General features: G+C 51.1%; 28 protein-coding genes and 2 pseudogenes. All 30 read right to left on the minus strand.

The annotated features are described in order from the left end of the window. Window positions 1-34 precede the first annotated feature (34 nt). Entirely contained in the window at window positions 35-592 is a 558-nt protein-coding gene (gene trbB, locus HV127_RS30115) for a type-F conjugative transfer system pilin assembly thiol-disulfide isomerase TrbB (protein WP_023158002.1), read from the minus strand. Then, entirely contained in the window at window positions 564-803 is a 240-nt protein-coding gene (gene traQ / locus HV127_RS30120; protein ID WP_023158003.1) for a type-F conjugative transfer system pilin chaperone TraQ, read from the minus strand. Before traQ ends, trbB begins: the two co-directional genes overlap by 29 nt. 10 nt (window positions 804-813) lie before the next feature. Beyond that, the gene (traF, locus tag HV127_RS30125; protein ID WP_015065535.1) at window positions 814-1,566 is read right to left on the minus strand and encodes a type-F conjugative transfer system pilin assembly protein TraF; all 753 of its coding nucleotides are present in this window, start codon (window positions 1,564-1,566) and stop codon (window positions 814-816) included. A 20-nt stretch (window positions 1,567-1,586) separates the two neighbouring features. Further along, window positions 1,587-1,913 carry a hypothetical protein gene (locus tag HV127_RS30130; protein WP_015065534.1) on the minus strand — a complete coding sequence of 109 codons (327 nt, stop codon included), beginning with the start codon at window positions 1,911-1,913 and terminating at the stop codon, window positions 1,587-1,589. A 12-nt stretch (window positions 1,914-1,925) separates the two neighbouring features. Continuing rightward, entirely contained in the window at window positions 1,926-2,174 is a 249-nt protein-coding gene (locus HV127_RS30135; RefSeq protein WP_004152675.1) for a hypothetical protein, read from the minus strand. Next, window positions 2,152-2,406 (minus strand): conjugal transfer protein TrbE, encoded by a 255-nt coding sequence (locus HV127_RS30140; protein ID WP_015065558.1) that lies wholly within the window; start codon window positions 2,404-2,406, stop codon window positions 2,152-2,154. The genes HV127_RS30135 and HV127_RS30140 overlap by 23 nt, the downstream gene beginning before the upstream one ends. 31 nt (window positions 2,407-2,437) lie before the next feature. Further along, entirely contained in the window at window positions 2,438-4,393 is a 1,956-nt protein-coding gene (traN, locus tag HV127_RS30145) for a type-F conjugative transfer system mating-pair stabilization protein TraN (RefSeq protein ID WP_015065533.1), read from the minus strand. 58 nt (window positions 4,394-4,451) lie between these two features. Next, window positions 4,452-5,099 carry a type-F conjugative transfer system pilin assembly protein TrbC gene (gene trbC / locus HV127_RS30150; RefSeq protein ID WP_015632510.1) on the minus strand — a complete coding sequence of 216 codons (648 nt, stop codon included), beginning with the start codon at window positions 5,097-5,099 and terminating at the stop codon, window positions 4,452-4,454. 78 nt (window positions 5,100-5,177) lie between these two features. Next, entirely contained in the window at window positions 5,178-5,354 is a 177-nt protein-coding gene (locus HV127_RS30155) for a hypothetical protein (RefSeq protein WP_162866177.1), read from the minus strand. A 20-nt stretch (window positions 5,355-5,374) separates the two neighbouring features. Further along, window positions 5,375-6,364, minus strand: a complete 990-nt coding sequence (traU, locus tag HV127_RS30160; protein WP_015632509.1) for a conjugal transfer pilus assembly protein TraU — start codon at window positions 6,362-6,364, stop codon at window positions 5,375-5,377. Then, the gene (locus HV127_RS30165; RefSeq protein WP_023158005.1) at window positions 6,361-6,762 is read right to left on the minus strand and encodes a hypothetical protein; all 402 of its coding nucleotides are present in this window, start codon (window positions 6,760-6,762) and stop codon (window positions 6,361-6,363) included. Before HV127_RS30165 ends, traU begins: the two co-directional genes overlap by 4 nt. Before the next feature lie 34 nt (window positions 6,763-6,796). Beyond that, window positions 6,797-7,432: a type-F conjugative transfer system protein TraW gene (traW, locus tag HV127_RS30170; RefSeq protein ID WP_020325113.1), complete on the minus strand. Its 636-nt coding sequence runs from the start codon at window positions 7,430-7,432 to the stop codon at window positions 6,797-6,799. After that, the gene (trbI, locus tag HV127_RS30175; protein WP_004167468.1) at window positions 7,432-7,821 is read right to left on the minus strand and encodes a type-F conjugative transfer system protein TrbI; all 390 of its coding nucleotides are present in this window, start codon (window positions 7,819-7,821) and stop codon (window positions 7,432-7,434) included. The genes traW and trbI overlap by 1 nt, the downstream gene beginning before the upstream one ends. Beyond that, window positions 7,821-10,460, minus strand: coding sequence for a type IV secretion system protein TraC (traC, locus tag HV127_RS30180; RefSeq protein ID WP_023158007.1), 2,640 nt, complete (start codon window positions 10,458-10,460; stop codon window positions 7,821-7,823). The genes trbI and traC overlap by 1 nt, the downstream gene beginning before the upstream one ends. A 71-nt stretch (window positions 10,461-10,531) precedes the next feature. Next, a complete protein-coding gene (locus tag HV127_RS30185; protein ID WP_023158008.1) occupies window positions 10,532-10,930 on the minus strand; it encodes a hypothetical protein in 399 nt (132 codons plus the stop codon). Between the two features lie 7 nt (window positions 10,931-10,937). After that, window positions 10,938-11,327 carry a hypothetical protein gene (locus tag HV127_RS30190; protein WP_023158009.1) on the minus strand — a complete coding sequence of 130 codons (390 nt, stop codon included), beginning with the start codon at window positions 11,325-11,327 and terminating at the stop codon, window positions 10,938-10,940. 42 nt (window positions 11,328-11,369) lie between these two features. Continuing rightward, window positions 11,370-11,774, minus strand: coding sequence for a hypothetical protein (locus tag HV127_RS30195; RefSeq protein ID WP_016831042.1), 405 nt, complete (start codon window positions 11,772-11,774; stop codon window positions 11,370-11,372). 66 nt (window positions 11,775-11,840) lie between these two features. Then, complete coding sequence (locus HV127_RS30200) at window positions 11,841-12,152, minus strand: hypothetical protein (protein ID WP_016831041.1); 312 nt, start codon at window positions 12,150-12,152, stop codon at window positions 11,841-11,843. Beyond that, window positions 12,153-12,371 carry a hypothetical protein gene (locus tag HV127_RS30205; RefSeq protein WP_014386199.1) on the minus strand — a complete coding sequence of 73 codons (219 nt, stop codon included), beginning with the start codon at window positions 12,369-12,371 and terminating at the stop codon, window positions 12,153-12,155. A 23-nt stretch (window positions 12,372-12,394) separates the two neighbouring features. Further along, a pseudogene (locus HV127_RS30210) lies at window positions 12,395-12,684 on the minus strand (hypothetical protein). 4 nt (window positions 12,685-12,688) lie between these two features. After that, window positions 12,689-13,099, minus strand: a complete 411-nt coding sequence (locus HV127_RS30215; RefSeq protein WP_016831039.1) for a hypothetical protein — start codon at window positions 13,097-13,099, stop codon at window positions 12,689-12,691. 131 nt (window positions 13,100-13,230) lie between these two features. Beyond that, window positions 13,231-13,815, minus strand: coding sequence for a type IV conjugative transfer system lipoprotein TraV (gene traV / locus HV127_RS30220; protein WP_014386196.1), 585 nt, complete (start codon window positions 13,813-13,815; stop codon window positions 13,231-13,233). A gap of 22 nt (window positions 13,816-13,837) precedes the next feature. Then, window positions 13,838-14,434 (minus strand): annotated as a pseudogene (traP, locus tag HV127_RS30225) (conjugal transfer pilus-stabilizing protein TraP). Continuing rightward, the gene (gene traB / locus HV127_RS30230) at window positions 14,427-15,851 is read right to left on the minus strand and encodes an F-type conjugal transfer pilus assembly protein TraB (protein ID WP_023158013.1); all 1,425 of its coding nucleotides are present in this window, start codon (window positions 15,849-15,851) and stop codon (window positions 14,427-14,429) included. The pseudogene traP and the gene traB overlap by 8 nt, the downstream one beginning before the upstream one ends. Further along, window positions 15,851-16,591, minus strand: coding sequence for a type-F conjugative transfer system secretin TraK (gene traK, locus HV127_RS30235; protein ID WP_014386193.1), 741 nt, complete (start codon window positions 16,589-16,591; stop codon window positions 15,851-15,853). The genes traB and traK overlap by 1 nt, the downstream gene beginning before the upstream one ends. Then, on the minus strand, window positions 16,578-17,144 hold the full coding sequence (gene traE, locus HV127_RS30240; RefSeq protein WP_016831035.1) for a type IV conjugative transfer system protein TraE: 567 nt from the start codon (window positions 17,142-17,144) through the stop codon (window positions 16,578-16,580). The genes traK and traE overlap by 14 nt, the downstream gene beginning before the upstream one ends. A gap of 19 nt (window positions 17,145-17,163) precedes the next feature. Beyond that, window positions 17,164-17,469 carry a type IV conjugative transfer system protein TraL gene (traL, locus tag HV127_RS30245; RefSeq protein ID WP_004144424.1) on the minus strand — a complete coding sequence of 102 codons (306 nt, stop codon included), beginning with the start codon at window positions 17,467-17,469 and terminating at the stop codon, window positions 17,164-17,166. A gap of 13 nt (window positions 17,470-17,482) precedes the next feature. Next, window positions 17,483-17,851, minus strand: a complete 369-nt coding sequence (gene traA, locus HV127_RS30250; protein ID WP_004194426.1) for a type IV conjugative transfer system pilin TraA — start codon at window positions 17,849-17,851, stop codon at window positions 17,483-17,485. A 61-nt stretch (window positions 17,852-17,912) separates the two neighbouring features. Next, complete coding sequence (locus HV127_RS30255) at window positions 17,913-18,119, minus strand: TraY domain-containing protein (RefSeq protein ID WP_171773970.1); 207 nt, start codon at window positions 18,117-18,119, stop codon at window positions 17,913-17,915. Window positions 18,120-18,251: 132 nt separating this feature from the next. Continuing rightward, entirely contained in the window at window positions 18,252-18,971 is a 720-nt protein-coding gene (locus tag HV127_RS30260) for a conjugal transfer protein TrbJ (protein WP_016831034.1), read from the minus strand. Window positions 18,972-19,060 lie beyond the last annotated feature (89 nt).

Raw genomic sequence — 19,060 nt, forward strand, 5'->3', positions numbered from 1 at the left:
TTAATCACTTGCTAAGACCGGATATAACAGAGACTCAGTGCATCATCTGAAATACCGTATCCACTCTGGCCATAAAGCCCTGTGCATCCGTGGCGCCCTGCAGGATCGGGTACGCTGCCAGCGTGTTCACGTTGACCAGAAACGTGGTCGGGGTGGCCACCGGGATATTGGGGAAAAAGGTCTGCATCACGTCAGGAGGCGCCGGCAGCGCTTCAGGAAACGCGTCATCACCCTGTCCGTCAATGGTGTAAGAGAACACGGAGAAGCCATACTGTCCGGCCAGCTGCTTCAGCACCGGGTCAAATTTATGACAGTATGGACAGTGTCCCTGCATGAACAGCACCACTTTCCAGTCGCGCAGGTCCACCTGCTTTCCGTTGCTGAGTCGTAACCAGCGTGGCTGAGATGCCCCGCTCTCCACCTGGGGAGTGTCGCTCTGCGGGGAAGCCGTTTCAGTACCGGAGATTCCCCGCGGATCCCAGAGCGACTTCACCTCATCGAACGTTCCCGCCTGTGCCAGTCCGGCCAGAGCAAGGGAAAGAGCCAGCGCCGCCAGCGGCGTCTTAGCGATGTTCTTCAGGATGCTTTTCACAGGCTTTCTCCTCTTTTTCGGCTTCAGCAATGAGGGCGTTAAGAATGCGGTATCCCCCGAACACCACCATTCCCAGCCCGAAGATTTCCCCGGCCTGGACGGCCAGCTCAGGCTGCTTTCTGACAAGCCGGGCTATCAGGTGGAAAAACACGCCCACGGCCAGCACCCACATCCCGGTGATATCTAAATCCGGAAAACGAATCTTTCGCATGACACACTCCTTAGAAATTCGGTTTAAAGTCGCTGGAGACATAGAGGAACTGTTTCGCCAGGTCGTCCTGACTGATAAAGCCGTAACTGAGAGGCTTCACCTGGCCACTTTTCGGGTTAACCAGCATCATCGCGGGGAAGAACTTCACGCCAAGCTGCTCAGCCTGGCCCTGGTCCGTCCGGCTGTCGGGCAGCATGGGGTTAATCACGCCGTCAACCGACACCGGTATGACGCTCAGGCCATAGGTTTCGCGGAAGTTTTTAATCACCTGGACCAGCTGGCCATCGATCGCTTCGCGCCCCCGGTAGAAGAACATCACGCCGTAGTGCTGTGCGAGGGTGGAGATAGCCTGACGCTGTTCGGCATAGTCGGCGGCGAGCTGGTTTTTTACCGTGCCGTTGTAGTGGCTGTACTGCAGGTTGTAATCGAGTTCCGGGTTTTCCAGCATCGCTTTCTTCGCACTCATCGAGAACAAACTTGCCTGCTGCGTCCAGTAGTTCTGCAGCCGGAAGTACTTCACGAAGTTTTCAGACGATGGATACAGAATGGCTTCGTACAGCGACCGTTTGGTGGCCGCCTGGAGTGTGGCGAGTTTCTCCAGAATATCCATTTGCGGCGGTGGTGCCGCTGGTGCGGCTGGCCTTTCCTCATCACGGGGCTTCAGTTTCTCGTTGTACCACTGCCAGCCCGCATCTTTGGCGAAAGCCGGCATCAGGGCGCAGTAAAGGCACCCCGCCAGCATGGCGGCATGTATTGTTCGCATGACAAATACCCTTTTATGAATTATTGCGACTGGCGTGACAGATGCTGATAGACACTGTATTTATCGAGCTGGCGCTGTACCTTTCCTGCATCATCACGGGCTTCAAAGCGGTAACCGCTGCAGTACAGAGGCAGATGATTTATCTGAAGGTCCACCCGCTCCCCGTCCCTGACCACCCACGCGGTCTGAGAAACAGTGTCGCACTGGATCCCCCAGGCCCGGTTGGTTGTCATAAATGCGTTAACCTGCCTGTCCCGCCACAGGCTGTACGACATAATGCTGACCAGGAGAAAGACAAACACCCCGACAAACACCATGACCAGCCCGTATGCTTTTTTCTCTTCCATTGACTCTCCTGGTCACATAATAAGGAATAGCGGCATGCTCAGTACTGAAGATATAAAAGCCTGCCGGTCCGCTGGCAGTTTCTGGAAAGCAGGTGAGTACTGAGCGGCCATCTGAACCAGTTCGGACGAGTTAATCAGGAACCTGTCTGTATGCAGAGAGATATCCGCAAGAACAGCCAGCACCATAACATGATGCTCCTGGGGTAAATTCTCTTCATTCAGAATGTCTATAAATTTCTCAATCGTGATATATCGATTCATCTTTGCTTTTCCTTGCATTTATAACTTTCTCCAGGGCTGAGAAAAACAAATAACACACAGACATGGCAAACCCAGCCATAAGAATAAAGACCACACTTTCGACATAATCACTTCCCGACGTCCCTTTGACTGCATCCCAGGAGAAATAAATCACCGGAGAAATAATGATTACTGTCAGTGTTAATCTCAGGACAAAATCAATGGCAGGCTGTTTGTGAAAATTAATTTTCATGATTATCGGTCTCTTTATTAGGCAGCATGGTTTATTGCGCGGATTGCTGACTCATGATTTCCTTAATTCGTTCTTTGGTCTTATTGGTGAGAACATCGTTTTCCGGTATTTTTTGATTTTTCATCAGGTCGTCCATAAAGTTGGTGAAATCAAGCATGTTAAAGTCGATCCTCTGGAGCTCTTCAACCGTAATCCCCCGACAGTCAGGACTGCTGGCTCCGCCAAAACCGATATGCAGCTGACCGTTTCTTCCCTGCTGCTGAACGATCTGCGCCAGTTTTGAGTCGAACTGGCAATAGCTCCTTTTTTTCTCCAGGCAAATCCCCAGAACCTTTTTAGAGCAGAATTCCCCGATACTGACCGTCAGCTTGTCTTTTTTCGCTTTTGCCAGCGCCTTTTCCTCGCTGCTGCAGCGTGCCAGCCCCACATCCTGGCCCCAGCCGCTGTCTTTGCAGCAGTTACTGAAGCCCGCAGCAAACTTCTTACAGAACTTCGCTTTTCCGGTGAAGGCCCGGACATCCACCCCGTTCAGTGCCGCGATGTCCTTCCCCGCGGCAGCCAGTGCCGCCAGCTCAGACACCGCCTGCCCAAAGTCGTTGCTCTTCCCGGACGTGGCTTTGTCACATTCACCATCAAGGCAGAAGACATCACCGCCGCAGATCATTTGTTTGCCACTCGTCCTGGTTTCGCAGGAATACGTTGCATATTCATGCAGGCACGTGCCTTCCTCGCTGGAGAAGGCGCACTGGCGGGATGACAGAGTACAAGCCGTATTTTTCATCAGGCTTTCACAGGAGCCGTTGTCCGCCGGTTGCGTGAGCCAGGTATCCTTATATTTCCAGCAGGCCTCCGTGAACGAGTAATCCCTGCCTCCGAGGGTGATGGTTCGCGTTCCTCCCGGGCTGATACATTCCTCGCCCGTTTTTTTTCCTTCATCCTTACTGAACGGACAGCTTTCAACCCAGACGACTTCAGGTGCATAGACGGTTTCGGTTTCTTCCATCACCAGGGTGACCGTGACCTGTACGGGTTTCTGGCTGGCCGATGATACGGTCCGTGATGTTTTGCTTACTGAAAAGTTCTGCCCAGCAGTGGCCGCTTTGTCCACACCAAACGACTGATGAATCTTCCCCTTCCCGTCATAGGTATATTTCGTACAATGCGTGTTCTGACCGCCTGAACACATCGATTCTGAACGTGGCCAGCTGATCACATCAATGGGGAACGTTCGTTCAAAGAGGGTCAGGCTTTCACTCACTGCACTCTTGCAGCTATCCCGCACCTTCCCTTCGGAATCGCATTCTTCAATCCAGGGGATCACCAGAGGCTCACCATCCACCGAGGCATTCAGCAGACGACCATTGGTCGGGATCGTCAGGTTGCCACTCCATTGCCGGGTACTCCGGGCATAATTCAGCGTCACCACCTGCTGATAGGTTCGGTTAACTTTCTGCGTGGTGGCGTTATCCTTCAGGGTCGCTTCCCGTGTGCAAAAATTTTCCACCTGCAGATCACGTTCGCAGGTATGGTTTGTGAACTCGCTGCGGTTCACAACCTGGGCGGTACAGGACTGTCCGGTATCGCCGACAATGCTGTCGGCACGGGATTCTGTATCCTTTGCGGCCTGAATAAACGGCGCATCCTGAGATATCTGATCCGGTGGCCGGTTTGTGAACGACTCCGTAACCGCTTTGCCTGTGTCCCCCTGGCTGAACTCCAGGGCTGAATCGCTTTTCAGAGAGCTGTCTCCGCTGGCAGTGACGCCGCCGTAGTATTTTGTCTGATTCGGGTTGGCGGTATACCCCGGCAGGTTTTGCTCACCACTGAAATTTTTCAGTGAGTTCAGACCATTGCCCTGCACCTGTTTCGCAAAATCCGAACCAGCTTTATAGTCACTTCCACTGTCAGCGCAGGCGGGAGATGCCAGCCAGATAAAGGCGCTCAGGACTAAAAAATGCGCGGTCAGCACGGAAATAACCGTCTTCATTTCCACCCTCCCTCATCCCTCACCATTTCCGGTAACGCTATGAAGTACGGTCTGTCTTTCATGGCTGGCTCCCGGCGGCATTCGAGTGCGCATCAAGTATTTGCCGGGCCAGCTGTGCGCAGTCACCGGTCTGTGCCACTTTCTCCAGCGCCTGTTTGACGTGAATGTTACCACGTACCACGTCATACCCGGCCTGACACCGTACCACCAGAGACGGCACACTCCGGATGCCGTACTGTGTGTATAGTGTCGGGTCAATCTGCACGCCGTCGGTCACGCCATCCTTCACCAGCTGCAGCACCGCGTCAGTGGTGGTCCTCATGTCGTTATTGACGAGCCCACGCAGTGTCGCCGGAATGCCGTACTGCCGGGTTTCGTGCAGCATCCGCTTCAGCCCCTCTTCAGGTATCGAGAAGGAGACAAAGTACAGCGCTCCTTCTGCCGGCTTTTCCTGATTCGCCGCTTTCTGCTGGCTGACCAGATTATCGATAAACTGGCGGTCTGATTTGGGCAGAGGATTGCGGCTGATTTGCGCCTCAAGCTCCTGCTGCAGCTGTTTATCCGGATGCTGGCGCAGCTGTTCGCTGAGGTTCTCCTGCTGTTTCAGCCACTGCTGGTCCCCGGGAGTATTAATATTGTCAGCGGCTGACGCCGTAGTGCAGAGCAGACTCAGCCCCCAGGCCAGCCCGGTGATTCCTTTATTCATAATTACCTCAATTAGAGAGAGTTATGTGCCTGGCTATTGCTACAGGTCATGACAAATGCATAGCCCTGCATCACATATTCAGTTATTCGACTGCATTTTTTCTCTGAGGGTTGCGCCAATGTATTGCCAGTCTCTGTATTGCTCTGCCGTTAGTACCTTTTTATCCGTGCTGAAAGTGACCCGGGATGTAGTGGGAGATACATCCTGATGCAGGAGGGGTTGCTGGCAACATTGATTCTGTTCTTTTTCCATCATTTATCCTTTTCCTGTCTGACTTACAAAAATACGCAGTTACGTTTACGCCACATCAGGTAGCCATAGTTCTTGCGGGTGTTGGGCGGATTTTTGCCGGCCTCCCAGCGCATCACGCTGCGTCCAAGCGGATGGCACTGACCACTGTCCGGATACATGTTCACCATCTGATAGCGCCAGCGTTCTTTCGGGATGATCGGGGAGGGATATTCGTAACAGACTGCCTTGTCCTTCCCGATACTCTCCATAATTTGTCCCTGCCGGTGGAGCTTGAAGGCCATACGCTCACTGACCAGTACCGACGACTGCAGCGGGCTGGACTCATTACTGACCTGGCCGTTAAACGGGTAAAGTGAGCCATGGCTTCCACCACACCAGAAGAGGACATCCAGAGGCATATGGAATGCACTGGCCAGCGCATCCGCTGCGCAGGCGCCCTGCGCGATGGGGTTGGCAAACAGGATCGCTTCCGGATTCAGAATGGTGGTGAGGCTGCTGTCCACCCAGGTCGGGTCAATCTCGGACAGATAGGCTATATCCATGTCTCCGCCTTCCAGACAGCCTGCCGAAGTGATGATGTTCAGCCAGTACGTCAGCGGGTACTTGTACCAATGAACGTGATAGAAGGCGCCGTTCACCTGCTTGTCGTCCTTTCTCGCGGTCCCCATGCCGGTCTTGCCGAGATTGATACTGAAGCCCCCCAGATTGACCATACAGCCAGGCGAACGGCTAACGTCCGTCATGGCCATCGGCTCCCAGTACCCGATGGCCAGTCCGGGACGAACAAAAAGCGGTGGCGGAGCCGGACACAGCTGCAGGGGACTGCCGGGATTGCTGGTATCAGGCAGGTCGCCTTTACCAACCTGCACGCTGCCGAGCGACAGAGGGAAGATGCAGCGCCAGCACACATCGGTGATCGGGTTAACAAACCGGCCCTCACAGGAGGGGTCTGCGGCGGCGCGGCCACTGAACGTTGAGAACGCGATGCAGATTAAAAAAAACATGGCTTTCATTCGTCAGTTTTCTCCCTGAGAACAAGACGGAGGGCATCGATTTTATTGCGGACCTTTTCCCGTGTAGAGTCTTCGGCGCCCTCCATCCCGGCCCACACCATCAGGGACAGGCAGTCGAAGAGGTAAAGCTGGCGACGGTATGAATCCCTGTTCGTCTGGCGAACGGCGGACAGTGCATCGAGTTCACAAGTCATTTCATCGATAACCTTTTCACTGTTGTATCTCAGCCAGCGGTACAGCTTCTCGTTATCGGTCCTGAGACGCTCAACCTCTCTCTCCAGCCAGCTTTCTCTTGTACTGAGTTCCCGTATGACATTCTCCTGCTTACGGATGGTGGACCACATTAGCGTCAGCAAGAGCATCGTGAGCAGGATTATTAAGGCCAGTATCATCGGCATCGGTTACCTCTTTTGAATAAAACGCAGCCCCAGATCAGGGGTGCGGGACGGGCGGGAAGGTCTCAATATTCAGCCGTTCACCGGAGGGCGCCGGCGTGATCCGCGCCGGGACCGCCGTCAGGCCAAATCGCTTGCTCAGTACACCGTTCTGGTCGAAATAGATCCGGCTGTCCAGCGCTGCGGAGGTGTCCGGGATACTGCCACGCACCAGGATAATTTTGCTCATCAGGGTTTCCGGCACCTGACGCTTCATCCAGGCCAGCTGGTCGGCATCGTCACCATTGATGAAGTACAGGGTCTGGACAAACGGTACGGTTTTAAGCGGGTTTACCACTTCGCCCTTGCGGGCAAACACCCGCCCCTCATTGTCCTTCAGGTCTTCGGTCAGTCGGATGCTGGGATCAAACCAGCGCTGCTCGTATTTCTCCGCACGCTTAATGCCTTCCACCGGCGCCGGACGCTGACTGTTCTCGATAACCCGCTGCTTAAACGCGTCCATCGTCTGGTCCCACTGGCCAGAGGATTGCAGCGACTGCAGACGCTGCGTGATGAGCTGCAGCATGTCCTGCTCACGGACGGGCCATAAATCCCCCCAGGTACCGAGATCAGCCGCCTGAGTCAGCGGCGATAACAGGCAGGCGGCGAGCAGACAGTCTTTCAGTCGTATCATTACTGTTCTCCTTTCATCCGGCGGGCAATGTCGTGCTGGATGTTGCGGGTCACATCAGGCGCGCCCTGAACCACGGCAGGTGAAACCAGAATGACCACATGATGCTGCTGCTGATACTCCGCCAGACTCTTCTCCAGCGCGTCGTTAAACCGATCAGAGAGCGCTTTGGACTGCGCCTCTGTCAGCTGCTTCTGACTCACACTGTCCATAAAGCTGTCGAGCGTCTTCTTCATATCAAAAGCCACCACCCGCGGCGTGGAGTACTCCAGAACCACGCGTGAGAGAAACGCGCTGGTTGCCAGGGCGAAAAGCACGAGAGCAACGATGACAGGTATCCGGCGAAAGGTATGAGAGGTCGTACTGACCGGTTGTTCGGTGTTGTTTTTCATCACTGTTTATCCTCCATGTCATTCACCGGTATTCGGGATTCAAGCTCTGCCATTTCGTCTTTAAAGTTGCGGCACGCCAGTCCGTATACCGCATCGTGGATATCGACCCCCTCCTGCCGGCGCGCTTGCATGTACTCAAAATCCGGGCCTTTGGAGGAGTACATCGCCCGGCTGAGCGGGTCAACGAACAGGCGGTGCCAGGAGCAGTTCGCTTCCACCTGCAGCATAAAGGAGGAGAACCACTGCTCTTTTGCCGAGCCGAAGCCGTTAATCATGTCTTTCTCCAGCTTGCTGAACTGATCCGGGTACAGCTGGTTATACTTGGCAAATTCCTTCGCTGACTGTTTCAGAATGGCCTTGTACGATGAGTTCCCCCACGCTGCACGTGCGGCGCTGGAGGCGGTCGGGGAGTCGAAGTCGACGATATTTTGCGTGATGGTGATGTATGCGCCGGTATGTCGACGCGCGGTACGGTAGCCTTTCTCGATAAACTGCCCCACTTTTCCATTCTTGAAATCAAGGAGCTTCCAGCCCTCATCGATGACGTTCAGTTTTTTCAGGCCACGCGGTGACTGATACATCCTGTTCTCGATGTAAATAATCAATGAGAACATCACCGCGATAAGCAGAGAGGGCCTCGACTCCAGACCACCGAGCTCCAGTACCACCATCCGGGCGTCATCGTGAAGTGTTGGTTTATCTGAGTTGAAATAGTCCCCGTAGATCCCATTCACCGTGTACTGATCGAGCAGGATTATCATCTCGTCCAGACGGCCCCGGATTGTCGGGGAATCAGCATATTCATCGCTGTCCTTCGCGTCCTGTAAAAACTGCACTACGTCATCAACGCGTGCATGATTACGCTTGCTTAACCAGGCCGCCTGAACTGCCTGCAGAAGCAGACCTTCATGGACTTCATCGAGGTTGCCGTTCGGACTGGCCATCACCGACATCTGATCGCGTATACGTTCTGCTGACATGTCGAAGTGAGCATCATCCAGCACGTTGGCGAACGGGTTAAACTTGAGGGTATCGCCATTGAGGTATACGCCCCCCATGTTTTCACACAGGGACTTATAGCCATCGCCCATGTCGAACACCCAGGCAAACCCGCCGGAGTCGAGCACACTGCGAATGAGGGGCTGAATCAGACCGGTTTTACCCGCCCCGGACGTCCCGCAGACTGCCATGTTGAAATTGGTATTGTTCATTCCCTCGTAGAACAGGTCGATGAACGCCAGCTGATTTCGGTAGGTGGGGGCCAGGAGTCCCGCCGGCGCCAGCGGGCTGTCAGCGACGATCGGCAGGAGGTTGGCCACCTGGAACGTCTCAGCCCGCTTCACCACGCCTGCCGCCTGCAGCTCTTTGAACAGGCCTTCGCCGCATTTGAACGGCATCATGGCCAGAAAATTACGCAGGTGATGGTAGCGGGCCGGGATAAGCTGGAAGCCACCCTTACGGTAACTGTTGAGCACCTGCTGCTCGGTAGCGAGAGAGGCCTCTGCGTTATCGGCGGTATACGTGGTGATATTAAAGAAGTAGGACACCAGGGAGGTCTGGTTGGTCGCCAGTCGCTGGCGGATATCGCCCCACTCCTGCATTTCCTTTATCACGTTCGGAAAGTACTTCGCGTAGGAGGTTTTGCTTTTCTTCTCCACGTCCATGAATTTCAGGTTGGCTTCGTTCTGGGTCTTCACCTGGTCCTCCACCATCAGCGTCAGCGTGATGACAAAGGGGCAGGAGATGGAGAGCTCCGGGTTCAGCAGGTTGGCGTAGTTGTCCGCATTGGACCAGAGGAAGGCCATTTCCGGATCTTTCTCCAGATGGTAGCTCGTCACCCGGGTCACGCACTCTTTCCCGTCGCGCCCCAGGCGGCCAATTTTCAGATGACCGGCCGTGACCTTCATATCAAAGCTGTCATCGACACACTGATAGTTCAGATCCTGATAGGGGTCCAGCTTATACGGTACGCGGTACATCTCGTGCGGGTCCGGGTTAATCAGCTCACGCATCAGTTCGACCAGCCCGGCCGCATCAAGGATACGCGTCGGAATGTAAGCCCCGCCCAGTGACGCCCGCAGGATTTTTATCTGGTTCTCCATCTCCACAATTTGCGTGGCGGAGTTCTTCTTCCGGGGCACGCAGCAGGAGATGTACACGCGGTAGTTACGCAGCGTCAGGGGCAAATCCAGATTGTCCGGCAGGGGAAATTGTGTTTCCGCCGCCCGGAGATAGTAGGCGCGGGTAATGGCGTTAAACTTTTTAGCCTGTTTACCACTCCAGCGGAATTCACGCAGACCGTAGTCGATATCATTGCCGACCAGTTTGCTGGAGACCAGATGAAAACTGACCGGGACGCCCCGGGGAAGTTTGCTGCGCAGTAAATGCTCCAGTGTGGCGACGATACTTTTATCCGCACCGGGTAAAGGACGCGCCTCAAACATAAAACCGACGGTTTTGTTATTAATAAACAGACCGGTCGCGGAATCATAATCCTTATAGGGCAGAATACGGCTGAACTGGGGGAAATTCATGCTGCCCAGCGTGTCATTGGCTTTTGCAGATTCGTCGGGCAGCTTCAGTGCTGATACCAGTGAATTCACAGTCTGGGTGACGGCATCGATGATGTTATTACTCATGCAGGCGTTCCTTTAAGAGCATTTCAAAATAACAAGGGTAATAAATGGCAAGAAGAATATTCACAGCCGCACTAGAAACTCCTCCTTATAATGGAAAGCACAGGAATGAAAAACAATAAACACATGGAGGCGATAATCTGACCCATAAAGATCGAATCCAACAACACCTCCCCTTGCCACAAACAAATAAGCAGAGTGATAAATAATAAAACCACATGAAAGAAAACAATCAGGAACAGAATGTTCGCTGAGAATTCGCCATCACCAACTTCCACCTCTAAGCAGAAAAAATAAAATACACACAAACTACAGATAATATAGACGCCTTCATGTCGAATACCCTGAAGGAAATCAGCAGAAAAGTCTCCTGCCAGTCCATTGTAAGTCAGTCTGGCTCCCAGATAGATGAGCCAGTAGACTGGAGGGGTAAACAAAAATCCATACTTTCGAAGAAACAGCATCATATCCATCCCCTGATTATTTGCTCATATCGTTCAGTGCGTTAAGTTGTTTTTCACGTACTGCTTTAATCTCTTTTTTATCCTTGCATTCTGATGCCATCTTTTTTGCGTCACCAAAAGTTAATGTCGCTGACGAAGTCACATTATTAGTTTGAAGAGCCATCCGAAAAGCCTCACCCGCACAAGGCGCATCATGAATAATACTTTGCAGTTGTTCTGGAGTGGCGGGCTGCATATCGCGAAAATCTTCATACTGAACAAAAAAACATCCAGCTGAAGCAAAAAAAAGAAGAACCCAAAAAATACCATATAGCAGATCAAAACGTTTCAATTCTTGCCTTTCTTTTTCATCGGCCTTTCTTATTAAATCCCGAGAGCGCTCTTCAATTTCTTGTTGTCTTTCCATTGTTCCATCCCTACCGGTCAATCCAGTTTATTAATCAGCATTTCATTTTGAGTTAGCTTTATATAATTCCCACTGATGGATATAGGAATAATACTGCCCACCAGGCACATTAATGATGATGCCATCACAGTCCAGTTTATTAACAGGGCTGGTAAAAGCGCCTGTCGGCATGTTTACCTCAAGTGTCCGGCAGTCATCTTTCCAGTGTCTACCTGCTTCAAGTTCATCCATCGAAAATGAGTGAATGGAGATAACGAACATCCCGGAAAACCCAACCACCGCTATAAGCGCACAGTATATGAATGTATCGCCTCTGTTAACTCGAAGATTGAATTTTTCAGGGATGGCAACCATTGCCAGCGCACCGACCAAACCAATAACAAAAAGAATCAGGCATATACCGTTAAGCCATGCAACGTTATGTCCAAGTATATAGTACGCTTTCACTTTCTTATTCCTTATGCTGCATACTTTCAAATAACGTGAGATTGTTAACACTGACCACCGGTCTTACTATTCACCCGCCCCCATCCGATCAAAGTAATAAATCAAGACATAAAACATATAAAAGATCACTGTGGCTGAAAAAAATCCCGTTATTACTGATAGCGTCAAATCAGGAGAACCGGCCCACATATTTTTATCCATGAATACCATTAAAGAAAATAAAGCACTGAGACCTGTAAGCCCAAACAACATTAAAATATAGGCAAGCGTATCTCTTATAAAAACACCAATAATTACATAGCCGTAACCGCAGATAATGATTGCCATTGCAAAAAAAAGTCGAACAAAACCATCAAAACTTAACTGGTATTCAGCCATTTACCCACCCTCACTCAATGTTTCTATCACGCTGCTCAAAGGCTCGCGGGTTTTAATTTCAATGCACTCTCCTGTATTACTTCCGTAACCTCTGCCACCACGTGCTTCGAGTACCCGTAGCATTTTTATGCAGACATCTGTATTAGGCATGGGAGTAATATCCCAAATTCCACCACCACTACTCGGCGTCATCAGCACCAGAAAAATAAAGGCATGCATACTTTATTGCCTCTGTTTATATATTAACGAATGAATATTTCTTTCATTGCCTCTGCGATAGTTGTTTGCTTATCGCCCCTTATCGCTCTGTCATAATCAGCCTTGCTGACATTTTCAATAACATCACCACACTGAAGTCTATTTTGCGCTGGAGAGAAAACCCTTTATCAATATTAGTCTCAAGCAACCGGCAGTCATTTTTCCAGTGATGAGAAAGAACTTCGGGCACTGTATTACTGTCACTAGAAAAAAGCAGGCGATAACCTGTCAATAAAAACACCAGCGCCATCGTCCATTTGAATAATTCATCCATAACGTTACTTACCTTCCGTACTAAGTTTATTAATCTCTGCCTTATCTCTGTATCTCACATCCATATACCGTGTTACGCCATCCGGGCAAGACCAGGCATCTTTTGCTTTAGCCAGAAACCCTGCCTGCTGCGCTTCAAATGCGGAGACTCTGCAATTTCTAAGCGTATAAATGATATTTTCTTTCCTGTTTATAATTTGTTTATATGTTGACTCAGGATCAAGAACTCCTGTTGCTGTAGTAATCATACTCACCATACACAGTATCACACTGAGGGTTTTACCCCACCAGGATGTGATTACTCTCTGAAAAAAGGAAGACACGATTACGGCAGAACCAACAATAAGAATCAACATAAAAATATATGACGAATCTTCGCGCAAAAGCAGCCATAGATATTTCATTGAGTCAGTCATTTTTCAAATTCTTTCATTTTTCGTTATCGACGTTCATTTCACACGCTACCGCCCATCCCTTTCAACGCAGAGGGCACTCGTTATAATTCAGAAATGGAACACTACTGCAGCGCCAGCAATGGCGCTGTGAATCAATTAAGGCGAGGCTGTCCCCACGCCGATGGTTTTACGACAAAAAGAACCGTTGCCGGCTGGTGATATACATCATCTGAATCCACATACGGCGCTATCCACAATGACGTTGTCTCCTCCCCTTTTCTTAATGGCCGGGGATAATTACCTGGCGGTGTTGACGGTGACGTAAACGTTGACGCCACTACTGGTAAAGACATTTTCACTACCGGCAAAGACTGGAGCCTTTTCTCGGTTTCGAAATATATTGCCTCATTCTTTGCCGTTGGATTATTTAGGTACACTGCACGTGCTCGTTCTCTCTCCGCTGCCACTCTGGCCCGGTTCAGGTTGGGTTGAGGCGGCAACGGGAACGAATTAACTGACGTGGTTCTGAAATTACCCTCAGCCAGTTGTGGCAACCCGGCCGCAGCCGGCTTTGCATCACTGCGTACCTCCTTCAGCTTCGCTTTTTCATTTGCCTGCTCCATCGTCATACAGGTATCCGACGTCGTGGCATTACATTGAAATTCGGTCTCTGTGCCCGCACACCCGGTTAAGAGCAAAGCGCTGCCCAGAGGAATTAACAGCATTAATTCCTTCATGATATTTCTCGCTATTTATCGGTTATTTCTTCAGGTTCATCCTGATTTGGGTATTTTCCTTAATCGCCCGAACAAATTTATCCCCTTCATCCGGACTCATTTCATAGTAAACACGCTTAATCTGGCTGACATCAGATCGGGCTAGAATCAGCCCTGAAGAACCCGAACCAGCCTCTCCGACGACAACACCGTTTTTCCGTATGATCACCCTGCGGACAGGAGTCCGACGGAAAACCACAGCGATCCCGGTAAACACCACCGCCATCAGCAGCCAGAGCCAGAGAATATTATGCGTATAGCTCTGGTCGATATATGCTGCATACCCTGCCGCATCCGTACTGACGGTGGTGCAGTCTTCCTGTAAAACCGGAGGCAGTGGAGCGTTCACCGCATCACCATTAAGTTCTTTCGGCCCCGTGCAGTCCTGAATGACATATCCCTACTGCTGCACAGACTCTACGGTTTTCACCAGCGTCTGGCCGAACGTGTACGGTCCCGTCAGGAACACCAGAACAACCAGTAACATCATCATGGCCAGCGGATACACCACCGCACACTTAACCAGCCAGTGAGCCCAGCGCAGTGCTGACAGAACAGCAGTAATGAGAGACTTAGCCATTATTTTCCCCCTGCGGCGCTGCGCCCGGAGAGAACTCACGCGGATCAAGTTTGCCCAGCTTCTTCAGCATCTCGTCAGTATTGAATCCGTTCATACCGCCGCCTGACTGATGATGTGCATCAGCCTGCGGTGCCGGCTCCGCCTCCTGATTCTGAGCCTGCTGTTGCCCGTTCTTTTCCGCTTCCAGTTCTTCAATCGTTTTCAGCTGGAATCCATCCTGGAACACGACGGTCACTTCGTTGCCGGCACCAATCGGAATGATCGGGTGATACTGCTCGGCCCTTTTGATGTAGTACTCGCTCAGCGTCTGCGCAGCTTTAGATGCACCACCGCCGACCCCCATTTTCAGAACGTCACCGGCGCCAACAGTTGCGGTTGCCCCCAGGCCAACAGCCGGCTGTGAAGCCCGTTCCATGCCCTGACCAATCCCGTCAACAAAACCGGCCCCCCATGCCCAGCCGAGGATTTTTCCGTTACGCATCACCACCTCTCCCTTAACCCCGTTTTTCCCCATAAAGGAAACGTGGCCGTTAATGGGCTGATCGATGGTTTTATCACCTTTGATACAGCTGATATTGCGGGTACGGACAATGGCGCGTTCGCTGGAGACATCTCCCCAGGCCTCAAGGCCCACAAAACACCCTGTCAGGTCGTAGGTTTTGCTGTTTGGCATTTCCACGCGACCGGTGATACGCAACTGCATCGGTACAGTTGATTCATTCCCGGTAACAGACGCGTTGGCATCTGCCCCCTCGATAAGCATACTTTTTGCAAAGCTCCCCGACGGAATGTACGGCAATGACTTCGTTTTTTTTCCTTTGTCGTAACTGAACGTTTTACGCTGTATCTGGTTTGGTACCGGTACAGACTGGTAGCTGACCTGCGGCGGCGGTGTCATACCATTCCCCGGATAGAATGCCGTCGGAGGCGGTACCGCGGCGCCGGTTTGCGGCGGATAACTGGCTGGCTGCGGCTCCCCTTCCGGACCGGGTGGCGGTGACGGAGGAGTCGGCGCGGGCTCGCCACCAGAGACAGCCGGTTTCACGCCCAGCGCCTTCAGCTGATTCTGCATGGCTTCATTGTCACTGCTGAGCTTGTCGATACGTATCTGGTCAGCGGTTCGCGCCTTACTCAGTAGGTCCACTTCCCCCTGCAGGGAGTCAAAACGCTTGTTGAGATCAGCGGCAGTCGCCTGCATTTCTGTTGTCGCGTGCTGCTCCACCTTACTGTTGAAGCTGCTGTCGACCACCCCGGTCATATCCGGTGCGGGTTCGCCCTGAGCCGGGGCTTCCTCATCAGAGCTCATGTTCAGATCTGACAGATACAGCCCGCCTCCGACGGCTGCCGCGCCGCCCGCCAGAATGAGTCCCAGCCAGATATATTGCTTACGTTTGATCAGCGTGTTGAAGTTGGCCATCAGCGCTTCACTCCTTCATCTGACGTCGTGACCCAGATCTGCATGCGACCACCGGCAGTCAGCAGGCCCGCCGGGGTACTGAACATGACGGCACGTGTTCCGGGCTGCCAGAAATCGCTTTCACGCACCATACGGGCCGACAGGGAGACATTGTCCAGACTGTAACGGACAACTTTCAGGTGATGACCGACCCAGACCCGATCGGCAGTGGCGCGCAGACCAGCCGGCACCTGCAGTACTTCAGAAGTGACGGGGACAGACTGATACTCACCGGGTACGCTGCCCTGACGCACGGCGCGATTCAGCGAAACCAGTAACGATTCATAGGGGTTCGACTCTTCCCAGGCTTTTGCCGGACCGGGGGTACCCGCCAGCTCGCTGACCAGCTGAATTGTCCGGCCTGAGCCCGCACGGGGCACGGCACGAATGGAGAAGTTCAGCCCGCGTTCGGTTTCCACAATGAAGGTGAATGGTTTTTTACTGACGGTCGCCAGAATGGCGCCGCCGCTGTCGGTCTGCTCCTGATTTGTCAGGCCGCCGTCCAGGCTGTTTATCGCCGTGATGCGATCGCCAGGTACTGTGAACAGATTCGGATCGGTGTTACTCACGGCAATATTTGCCTGACCGCCATTGGTCAGGGGAACCACTGTCGGCTCCAGCGTACCGCTGAGGGTCGCGGACATCGCAGGGGCGACCAACAGCAGACAGCCTGAAATAAATAACGGGTTAATTTTTTTCATTATTTATTTCTCCAAAACGCGCCAGCCAGCTGACACCATCGACACGACTGAACTGAATGACATAACTTTTAATTTCACTGTAGGGTTTGGAATCCCCAATCCACGTTTTCAGCTCACCCCGGATATCCACGCGGTTCTCTGCCGGCCAGGCACGCATCGACGTCATATAAAAGGTGGAATTAACGTTATTGTCTTTAATGCGTTTCGCATCTTCAGCCAGATGGACCTTGAGGCTGTTCTGCGAGGCAGGTAATACATACCGGAGTAGCTGCTGATGCTGGGCATCAACCGTTTCCGGCGTGACATTCAGACGCAGGGCAACAAAGGACAGGCCCAGCTGCTCAATATAAGAGGCGTCAGCCTGGTTCTGAGACACCGCAAAGGGTGCACGGAATAACATCGGTGTCACCGCCACTTTCTGTTCCGTCTGCAGACGGTAATTATTTATGCCTTGGATAATATTGGTTGCAAGACTGAGGGTCAGGAGTGTCCCCAGACTGATAAATCCCACAGCGATAACGCGGGTGGTATTTTGTCTGGCACCATGTTCCATATGTTATTTCCCCGTTGATTTATTTAATCCACTGCCGGAAACAGGAGTCCGGAACATCATGAAAGAAACCTTTAAGAAGGGAGGTTGGCAGATACCAGTAAATCAGGTCGCGTAGCCAGGAACTGCCCCGCCCTTTTTTCAGTTTCTTGATACCCCAGAAAACCAGTACCGCTGAAGCTATGCCAAAAATGAACTTGCTGGTCCAGAAACCCCAGCCGAGACAAATCACGGCCGGGATAAGTTCATCGAGATATAAGCCAAACCAGCGGGACTGGTTAGTCAGTGTTTCCGGGAAACGGTATCGCTTTAATTCGTCTCCCGTCATCACGTGCTTCCTGTCAGTAACCGGCGACCGACATACCGATGGTTATAAAGGTGGAAATAATCGCGAAGCCAAACAGGAACTTCACGTTTTTGGTCATCATGTACATGATGCCACCGGCGACGACTTCTGCCAGAACAACCCATTTGACTACGCTGGATTGCTTACCAAACGTGCCTTTAACGGTCGCATCCCCGGACTTCATCAGGTCGGTTGCCGTGGTGGTGGCCATCGCAGCATCCGGGAAGAACGCCGCCACAGCAGCAACCGGCAGCGCAACTTTAGCGACTTTCAGGGCTTTCTTTTTATTGAAAACGCGGGACATAAAAGACGGTTTGGTTTTTTCAGAGACAGCAGAGCCCTGAACACTTAATACAGCATTCATATTTATTTCCTTTAAAAAGAATGGTTGATATATAAAACAGATTTTTGACTATGATGTTAAATCACTCTTCCTTTTCACCTCCTGGTACGGCTAGTTCCGAGTTATAAAAGTCCGGAAAACGTTCTAGATGATCTTTCAGTCTCAAATAAGCTTCAGCTGTTTTACTTCTTCTGCTTCTGTCTTTTGCTTTGATGAGTCGACGATTAGTTTCTTCATCTAATTTTAAAAGCACATTTTTTCCAGGCGCAGGTCGTGCGTTGCTCCTAATCGCTCTTTCCAATCGACCTCCAAAGTAAGATTACCAACCTTTAATAAATCTTACATTGGAGGATTTAAAAGTAAACAAACTAAGGAGAAATCTTGAGTAAATTATTTTCACAAATCAAAAGTACCGACGGTACTATTGATTTAACAAAAAATTAACACCATCGTTTAATATCGAAACCACATTCGATATAAACTTTCCATAACTTAGAGTATAGATCGATGACATTATGATATAGTCACGATTATCAAAGCTCAGTTCCTTTTTTATTTTACTAACTGTATTTTTTGAGGTTTGCACCCCAACACCTGTAATCTTCGAAATAGATGCATGAGAAAACCCAACCGCATACAGATTAAAGATAGCCCAGTCAGACTTTGCTGAACGCTGAATTCTTTCGATATATCTTTGCATCTTTATAGAAAAGTCATTGTATTCCATTGAAGGATGAGGCATCGGTTCATCTTCATTTATAAAAACCCATTTACTGTATGTATCTTCATTAATCGAGAACGTTTCAATAAAAACAGTCCAAAGTGAACCTGCCAACCAAATATTTTTAACAAGTACAGCAGAACCTTCTGAAAACGATTTCAGTTCTGACTGCATCAGTTCCAGTTTGATCTCCAGGGAGAGATCCAGAAACCAGCTTCCAGGTGCTCTGGGTGTATCAAATGCTCCAGTTCCACCAGATGTTAAGAAAATTTTGTCAAAGGTTGGGCTGGTGTGAATTACTTCGCCCCGGGAATCACGAATAAAAGCAGGGCAAGATGAAATATTAAGCATCTCGCGCATAGAATGAATGGAATCTGTTTGACTGCGCACAGCAATATGACTACGATCCTTCGCACACATAGGCGCCTCCTGGAAAGGACACTATGGATAGTTGACGTTCGGGGGGACTAGCCCCGGACGTCAACGCTTCAACAAATTTTATTACAACC

The organism is Klebsiella sp. RHBSTW-00215 (genome assembly GCF_014103785.1).
GTDB lineage: Bacteria > Pseudomonadota > Gammaproteobacteria > Enterobacterales > Enterobacteriaceae > Klebsiella.